Here is an 8,182-nt window from a genome sequence, read left to right as displayed (position 1 = left end):
GGGCCGGCTGGGTCTTCGCCGGGGTGGATCGCTCGGTATCCGCGAGGGGCGTGAGCGGGAGCGCTACGGCTGGGGCCGCGGCGTTGCGCGGTCAGACGGCCCTCCCGTCGGCCTGGTTGGCCGAGTTGGAGGGCCGTCCTGCGTTGCTCGTTCCCGCATCCGCGAGGGGCGTGACCAGGCGCGGCTACGGCTGGCTGCTGCCCACCACGTCGTCGCCCGCGCCCGCCTGGGCCGGTACCGCGAGTGCCGCCGCCTCGCCGTCGTCGTCTCCGCCGCCGTTGATCCGCTCGATCAGGGCGTCGCGTTCCGGGGTGTCCTCGGGCTTCACGTAGCCGATGAGGATGTAGAGGACGAGGGAGACGGCGAGGGGGATCGAGACCTGGTACTGGAGCGGGACGCCGCCGTCGATCTCCCAGTTAATGGGGTAGTTGACCAGCCAGAAGGCGAACAGGCCCGCCGCCCAGCTGGTCAGGGCCGCCGTGGGGCCGGACTTGCGGAAGGGGCGCAGCAGGCCCAGCATCATCGGGATCGCGATCGGGCCCATGAGGCCCGCGACCCATTTGATGACGATGGTGATGATGTCCTTGAACGTGGGCGAGTTGACCTGGGTCGCCACCGCCATCGACAGGCCGAGGAAGACGACCGTCGTCACGCGGGCCGCGATCAGGCCCGAACGGTCGCTCCACGCACGGGCCTTGGCGGAGACCACCGGTGCCACGTCCCGGGTGAAGACGGCCGCGATCGCGTTGGCGTCGGAGGAGCACATCGCCATCGTGTGGGAGAAGAAGCCGACCACCACCAGGCCCAACAGGCCGTGCGGCAGCAGCTGTTCGGTCATCAGGCCGTAGGAGTCGGAGCCGTCCGGCTTCTGCGCGTGGACCAGGAGCGGTGACATCCACATGGGGAAGAACAGGACCGTCGGCCAGATCAGCCACAGTGCCGCGGAGAGGCGGGCCGAACGCTCGGCCGCGTAGGGGCTCTTGGTGGCCATGTAGCGCTGGGCCTGGTTGAGCATGCCGCCGTTATACTCGAAGAGCTTGATGAAGAGGAACGCGAGGAGGAACACCGTGCCGTACTGGCCGACCAGCGGTTTGTCGTGGCCGTGCAGGGCCGGTTCGTCCCAGGCGCCGAAGAAGCCGATGCCCTTGTCGTTCAGCTTCAGTACGACGGCCACGAACATGGAGACGCCGGCCAGCAACTGGATGACGAACTGGCCGAGTTCGGTCAGCGCGTCCGCCCACAGGCCGCCGATCGTGCAGTAGATCGCGGTGATCGCGCCGGTGATGAGGATGCCCTGGTTGAGGGTGACACCGGTGAAGACGGACAACAGGGTGGCGATCGCGGCCCACTTGGCGGCCACGTCCACGATCTTCAGCAGCATTCCCGACCAGGCGAGCGCCTGCTGGGTCTTCAGGTTGTAGCGGTTCTTCAAGTACTCGAGAGGGGACGCCACATGGAGCCGTGAGCGCAGCCGGTTGATGCGCGGCGCGAACAGCTTCGACCCGATGGCGACACCCAGCGCGATCGGGAACGACCAGGTGATGAAGGACGTGACGCCGTAGGTGTAGGCGATACCCGCGTACCCGGTGAACATCACCGCGCTGTAGCCCGACATGTGGTGCGAGATGCCGGACAGCCACCAGGGCATCTTCCCGCCGGCGGTGAAGAAGTCGCTCACGTTGTCGACGCGCTTGTGCGACCACACACCGATGGCCACCATCACGCCGAAATAGCCGATGAGCACGGCCCAGTCGAGCCCGTTCATGTGCGCCCTCCCACGGTTGAGCCGGTTCAGCCCGGGGCTCATCGTGGGCGGTCGCGCGTGAGCACGACAAGTAAGCGTGAGGTCAAGGGGGCGTAAAATCGTTCGGGTTGATGTTCTGTGTTCACCTACATGAACTCATCGCATCAGCTCCCCGGCGTTGACCAGCAACGACTGACCCGTGATCGCCCGCGCCCGTTCCGAGGCCAGGAACACCGCCGCGTCCGCCACATCCCCGTCCGTCGCCAGCTCGGGCAGCGCCATCCGGTCGGTCAGCCGCTTGAGCACCTCCGCCTCCGGCACCTTCTCGGTGTGCGCGGTGAACTGCACGTACGCCTCCACCGGCGGCCCCCACATCCACCCCGGCAGCACGGTGTTCACCCGGATCCGGTACGGCCCCAACTCCCTTGCCAGCGAGTACATCGCGCTCGTCAGCGCCCCCTTGGACGCCGCGTACGCCGCCTGCCGCACCTGCGAGGGCGCGGCCACCGACGACTGCGTCCCGATGATGACGACCGACCCGCCGCCCGCCTCCTTCAGGGCCGGCAGACACGCCCGCGTCATCCGCAGCGTCCCCAGCAGGTTCACGTCGAGCACCGACTGCCAGGTGGCGAAGTCCGCGTCCTCGATCCCGCCGAAGTAGCTGTCCCACGCGGCGACATGGACCACCGAGTCGATCCGGCCGAACCGCTCCCGCGCCACCTCCGCGAGCGCCTCGCACTGCCCCTCGTCCGTGATGTCCGTCGCCCGGTACGCGGTGTGCGCGCCGACCGGATCGATCTCGGCGGCCGACTTGGCCAGATTCGCCTCCGTGCGCGCGCCGAGCACGGCGTTCCCTCCGTCCCGTACGACGGCGGCGGCGACCTGGTGGCCGAGCCCGGCCCCGACCCCCGAGACGACGACGGTCTTGCCCGCGAGCAGCGACATCCGATCCCTCCCGGGGTCTGGTGCTTTATCTGACGGGGCGTCAGAGTATGGGCGACCGGCGGAGGACGGAAGGGGAGCGACATGAGCGAGGACACCCGGAGCGACGTGTACGCCGAACTGGCCGCCGTAGGACCGTACGGAGTCCGGCCCGGCCACGCGCTCATCACCATGGTCGAACCGCATCCGGGCCACGAGTACGCCTACAACCGCTGGTACGAGGACGACCACTACTACGCCGGCGCGATGGCCATGCCCTGGATGTACGCCGGCCGCCGCTGGGTCGCCACCCGCGACCTCCAACTCCTGCGCTCCCCCGAGAAGTCGGCGATCGCCCAGCCCGTCACCGCCGGCTGCTACCTCTCCACGTACTGGGTCACCGAGGGCCGCTACGACGACCACATGAAGTGGACCGTCGGCATCAACAAGCGGCTGAATCGCGACGGCCGCGTCTACCAGGACCGTACGCATGTCTTCACCGCGTTCCAGGACCACGAGGCGACCGTCTACCGCGACGGCGCGGCCGGACCGAGGGACTTCCACGCCCTCGACCACCCTTACGCCGGGCTGGTGTTGGAGGTCGTGGACAGTGAATCGGCGGAGCAGCGCGCCGAGTTGCTGGAGTGGTTGCGGTCCCGCCACCTCCCGAAGCGGCTCGCGGGCTCCCCGGCCGCGATGGTGACGGTGTTCCGCCCCACCCCCCTGCCGGGCGACCGCATGACCTACGTCAAGCAGGTCGAGGGCGTCGACACCCGCCTCACGCTCCTGTGGTTCCTGGAGGCGGACCCCCGCGACTGCTGGGAGCGGTACTTCTCGGACCTGGAGACGCCGGTGGCCGAATCCGGCCTGGGGAAGGTGGAGTTGGTGGCGCCGTTCATCCCCACCGTCCCCGGCACCGACACGTACGTGGACCGGCTGCGCTGACTGCTTGAGGCCGACTACTTCAACTCATCGGGACACGGCGTGCCCCGGGGCAACTGGTAGGGCGCCGCCAGCCGGTAGGTCCCCGCCTTCGGCGCGAGCAGCATCGTCCACTTGTCGCCCTTCGAGTCCTCCTGGGTCTCCATCAGACAGCCGTTGAGGTTGTCGTACGTCTTCGGGGTGCCCTCGGCACGGTCCTTGGAGGCGTCGGTCTCCTGCGGCGGCTTTAGGCTCTTGCCCTTCGCGTCCACGATGCTCAGCCACGGCGAGTACGGGATCCGGATCAGGATCCGGCCCTTCTTCTTCACCTCGATGGTCAACTCGCCCTGCTCCGCCCGGTCCACGACCGCGTTCGGCTCGGCCAGCGGTGCCGGGTCGGTGACCTGGAAGAGCTGCCAGTTGGCATCGCCCCAGATCTGCTTCAGATACGGCATCCCGCGCTGCACCAGCGCCCGCTCGCGCTCGCCGCCGTCGCCGTCCGGCACGTCCTTGGGCAGCACCACGTAGTGGACGGCCCAGCGCTGGAGCCACTCGTGGTAGTTCGCCGAGTTGAGCGTGTCGTCGTAGAAGAGGGGGTTGCGCTCCATGTCGGCCTGGCGGTTCCAGCCCCGGGCGAGGTTGACGTACGGCGCGAGCGCGGAGGCCTCGATGTGGGAGCGGGCCGGGACGACCTCGACCCGGCCGCGCTCGGCGCCGACCTCCTGGAGTTCGTTGACGAGCGGCGCGAGTTCGTGCGACCAGGACGCGGCCGGGGCGGTGTTGATGACGTCGTCGACCGACTTGAACCCGATCCAGCCGGTGAAGCCGACGAAGGCCAGCGCGATCGTGTACCACTTGCGCGAGCGCGGCACCGCGAAGGGCAGCGCGGCGACGAGGGCCACTCCGGCGAACAGCATCGCCAGCCGGCTGATGTTCGAGCCGATCTGCGAACTGACCAGCCAGACCAGGACGACCCCGATGCTGTACACCGCCGCCGTTATCCGAACGGTGATCCACTCGCGCGGCACCAGGAAGTAGACGAGGACCCCGGACACCAGCGGCAGGATCATCGAGCCGAACAGCATCGGCTGGGTGCCGGAGAACGGGAACAGCCACGCCGACACCGCCACCACGGCCGCGGGCGCGAGCCCGAGCGCCCAGGCGCCCGGCCGCCGCTTCTGCAGGAACAGCGCGACGGCGACCAGCCCCACGAACAGCCCGGCCACCGGCGACGACATCGTCGAGAGCGCGGCCAGCGGCGCCGCGCACAGGGCCTTCGCCCAGCGTTTGTAGCGCCAGCGATACGGCCAGCAGAAGACGACGGCCACCGCGCCGAGCCCGAACACCAGGCCGAGGCCGTACGTCACCCGGCCCGACGCCGCGTTGCACAGCAGCGCGAAGACACCTGCGAGCGAGGACCACAGCGGGTTCCGCACCGAGCGGCTGCGGATCAGGATCAGGGTGAGCAGGCCCGCCGAGATGGTGCCGGCGATCATCATCGTCGTACGGACACCGAGGACCGACATCAGATACGGCGACACCATGCTGTACGACACCGGGTGCATGCCGCCGTACCAGGCGAGGTTGTACGCCGAGTCCGGGTGCCGGCCGACGAACTCCGCCCAGGCGTCCTGCGCCGCGAGGTCGCCACCACTGTTCGCGAACGTGAAGAACCAGGCCACGTGGAGGACACCGGAGAGCAGCGTGAAGCCGATCACCGGGTGCCGGAGGAAGGGGGCGCGGAGCCGGTCGATCAGCTGCGCGGGCCGGCCGCTACGCGTTCCGTCGTCTGTTTCCGTGGGGTGCGCGGGCAGGCGTATTCGCGGGCCGGCTCCCGGGCCCGGATCGGCATCGTCGGCGCGTGTCGGCTCCGCTGTGGCCACCTGAAGGCACTCCCCGTGTCCCGTCTTCTGTTCTCGGCCGCGTCCTGTCCCGTTCCCGGCCTGTTCGCCGCCGCGTCCCGCTGACCGGCGACCTGCCCCGATTCGCGACGCTAGCACGCACCCCGCCGGTCGGCTCCCGGGTGGGTGGCCGGCCGGCGGGGTGCGGTGACGTGCATCGCCTCGTGGGTCAGCCGAGACGGGTCACCTTCGCCGTCAAGGCGGGTTCCGCGAGATCCTTCTGGAGAGCGACCGGCACGACGACCGCACCGCCCGAACCGTCGCCCACGGTGAGCGTGCCCACCTTGGTGCCGGCCTTCGCGGAGTGCGGTACGGCGTCGGAGGCGAAGGAGAGCTTCACCTTGAGGCCGGCCCAGCCGACGGCGGCGACGTCCTTGGTGACGACGACGGGCGTGTGACCGCCGAGTTGGTCGTCGACGTACCCGACGACGTCACCCTTCTTCAGGATCTTCGCCGACTTCATCGCGTCCTGTGCCGCGAGCATCGCCGTCTTGCTGACCGCGTTGACGGTGTCGATGATCGGCGCGGTGTGCTGGCCGAGGATCGCGCCGACGACCACGGCCGTCTCACCGCCGACCTCCTTGGTGGCGGCGAAGAGCAGGTTGCCGCCGGCCGCGGTAGTGGTGCCGGTCTTGATGCCGAGCGAGTTGTTGTACGGCACCAGGCGGTTGTAGTTGGTCCACTTGTGGCCGGACGGGTCGACCCAGCTCGGCAGCTTGGTGATGTCCATCAGGGCCTGGATCTTGACCAGTTGGTTGCCGAGCTTCACCTGGTCCCCGGCGGTGGAGACGGTCGTCTCCTTCAGGCCCGAGGCATCGGTGTACGTCGTGTGCGTCATCCCCAGCGACTTGGCGGTGTCGTTCATCTTCTTGATGAACGCCGTCTCCGAGCCCGCGTCCCAACGGGCCAGCAGGCGCGCGATGTTGTTCGCCGAGGGGATCATGATGGCCGACAGTGCCTGCTGCTCGGTGAGGACGTCGCCGGCCTTGACGGTGTTGAGGGTGGACTCGCCGTCCTTGTCGTAGCCGCCCTCCTTCTCGGCGGTCGCGTCGACGGTGATCTTCTCGCCCGCGGCGCCCGCCTTCAGCGGGTGGTCCTTGAGCACGATGTACGCCGTCATCGCCTTGGCGACCGAGCCGATGGCGACCGGCGTCTGCTTGCCGAAGCTGCCCATCGTGCCGATGCCGTTGACGTCCATCCAGCCCTGGCCCTCGCTGGGCCACGGGAGGTCGGCCTTGCTGCCGTCGAAGGTGTACGAGTCGTCGGCGGTGAGCGCGAGGGTGGGCGTGGGGAGCGGTCGCAGAGCCTGTACGACCGCAAACACGATCGCCAGCAGGATGACCAGCGGGGTCCAGATCTTGACCCTGCGGATCGCCGTGCGGACCGGGGTCTGCGGGGGCGGCGGGGTGTTGGTCAGCTCGGCGAGGAGGTCCAGCGGGGGCTTCGGGGGAAGCGGCTGCTGGGTCGTACGCTCCGGACCCACCTGCGGGACGGGCCGCGTCGCGTCCGGGCGCGGGGTGACCTTGCGAGGCTCGTCGAGAGGCTTGAGCGCGACGAACCTGCTGGTGCGCTCGGCGTCGGACTCGGGGGCCTTGTCGGTCTTGGGGCTCTCGGGGGGCTTTGTGGCGCCGCCCAGCTTGAGCATGGTGGTGGGCTGGTCGACGTCGCGCTTGGGCGGCCGTAGGGCCTTGAAGACGGTGGTGGGGTGGTCGATGGCCTCGGCGGGGGCGTCGTCCGGCTCTGCTTTGCCGCCGGGGCTGTCCGGGCGGGGTGCGTCGTCAGCGGCGGTGCCGGCGTCGGCGGCTGCGTCTGCGACTTCGTCGGCTTCGGCGGACCGCGGTTGTGCGTCCGAATCGGCCTCGGCAGTCTCGTCCGCTTCGGGAGCGGCGTCCTCCGGGTCGGCGTCGGCGACCGGGCCGCCCTTGGTCACGTCGCGGTCGTCATCGGACTCTGCTTCGGTGTCCTCGGGAGTGTCCGCCACCGCAGGGCGAGTCGCCGCGCCCCCGGCCCGCGGGCCGCCCGTGGCCTTCTCCGCGTCCGCGAGAGACTCCCCGGCGTCGGCGGCTTCGTCCGCTTCGGGAAGCGTGTCTTCCGGGGCGGTGTCGGTGACCTCCGGGTGCGCGTCTGTGACCGCGTCGGCCTGTTCGGTTTCCGCAGGCTGCGGAACGGCGTCTTCCGGTTCGGCGTCGGCGGCCGGAGCGCCCTCGGCCACATCACCGGCACGGTCGCCGTCGCGGTCGTCATCGGACTCTGCTTCGGTGTCCTCGGTTGCGTCCGCCGCTGCGGGGCGAGTCGCCGCGCCCTCGGCCCGCGGGCCTCCGGCGGTCTTCTCCGCGTCCGCGACAGACTCCCCGGCGTTTCCGGCGGCGGCGGCCTCGGGAGCGGCGTCTTCCGGTTCGGCGTCGGCGGCCGGGCCGCCCTTGGTCACGTCGCTGTCGCCGTCGCGGTCGTCATCGGACTCTGCTTCGGTGTCTTCGGGTGTGTCCGCCGCTGCGGGGCGAGTCGCCGCGCCCTCGGCCTCCGGGCCTCCGGCGGCCTTCTCCGCGTCCGCGACGGACTCCCCGGCGTTTCCGGCGGCGGCGGCCTCGGGAGCGGCGTCCTCCGGTTCGGCGTCGGCGGCCGGGCCGCCCTTGGTCACGTCGCTGTCGCCGTCGCGGTCGTCATCGGACTCTGCTTCGGTGTCTTCGGGTGTGTC

General features: G+C 70.0%; 5 protein-coding genes. 1 reads left to right on the top strand and 4 read right to left on the bottom strand.

All coding sequences use genetic code 11. The features are described from left to right. Positions 1 to 184 precede the first annotated feature (184 nt). Both AB0M63_RS15225 and AB0M63_RS15220 read right to left on the bottom strand, forming a co-directional pair. Positions 185 to 1,765 (bottom strand): sodium:solute symporter family protein, encoded by a 1,581-nt coding sequence (locus AB0M63_RS15225; RefSeq protein ID WP_355905511.1) that lies wholly within the window; start codon positions 1,763 to 1,765, stop codon positions 185 to 187. Positions 1,766 to 1,900: 135 nt separating this feature from the next. Further along, positions 1,901 to 2,689: an SDR family oxidoreductase gene (locus tag AB0M63_RS15220; RefSeq protein WP_366019675.1), complete on the bottom strand. Its 789-nt coding sequence runs from the start codon at positions 2,687 to 2,689 to the stop codon at positions 1,901 to 1,903. An 81-nt stretch (positions 2,690 to 2,770) separates the two neighbouring features. Here AB0M63_RS15220 and AB0M63_RS15215 point away from each other — a divergent pair, with 81 nt between their 5' ends. Continuing rightward, complete coding sequence (locus AB0M63_RS15215) at positions 2,771 to 3,610, top strand: hypothetical protein (protein WP_366019674.1); 840 nt, start codon at positions 2,771 to 2,773, stop codon at positions 3,608 to 3,610. A gap of 14 nt (positions 3,611 to 3,624) precedes the next feature. Here the strand turns inward: AB0M63_RS15215 and AB0M63_RS15210 are convergent, their stop codons facing one another. Next, positions 3,625 to 5,469, bottom strand: a complete 1,845-nt coding sequence (locus tag AB0M63_RS15210; RefSeq protein WP_355905502.1) for an MFS transporter — start codon at positions 5,467 to 5,469, stop codon at positions 3,625 to 3,627. Positions 5,470 to 5,656: 187 nt separating this feature from the next. Next, a complete protein-coding gene (locus AB0M63_RS15205; RefSeq protein ID WP_366019935.1) occupies positions 5,657 to 8,125 on the bottom strand; it encodes a D-alanyl-D-alanine carboxypeptidase in 2,469 nt (822 codons plus the stop codon). Positions 8,126 to 8,182: the final 57 nt, after the last annotated feature.

The organism is Streptomyces sp. NPDC051576 (genome assembly GCF_040681835.1).
GTDB lineage: Bacteria > Actinomycetota > Actinomycetes > Streptomycetales > Streptomycetaceae > Streptomyces.
Note: the sequence above shows the minus strand (reverse complement) of the source record. Positions and strands in the feature narration are given on the sequence as shown.

Coding starts and splice junctions, on each gene's coding strand:
- AB0M63_RS15225 (WP_355905511.1), bottom strand. CDS start 1,765: ATGAACGGGCTCGACTGGGCCGTGCTCATCGGCTATTTCGGCGTGATG.
- AB0M63_RS15220 (WP_366019675.1), bottom strand. CDS start 2,689: ATGTCGCTGCTCGCGGGCAAGACCGTCGTCGTCTCGGGGGTCGGGGCC.
- AB0M63_RS15215 (WP_366019674.1), top strand. CDS start 2,771: ATGAGCGAGGACACCCGGAGCGACGTGTACGCCGAACTGGCCGCCGTA.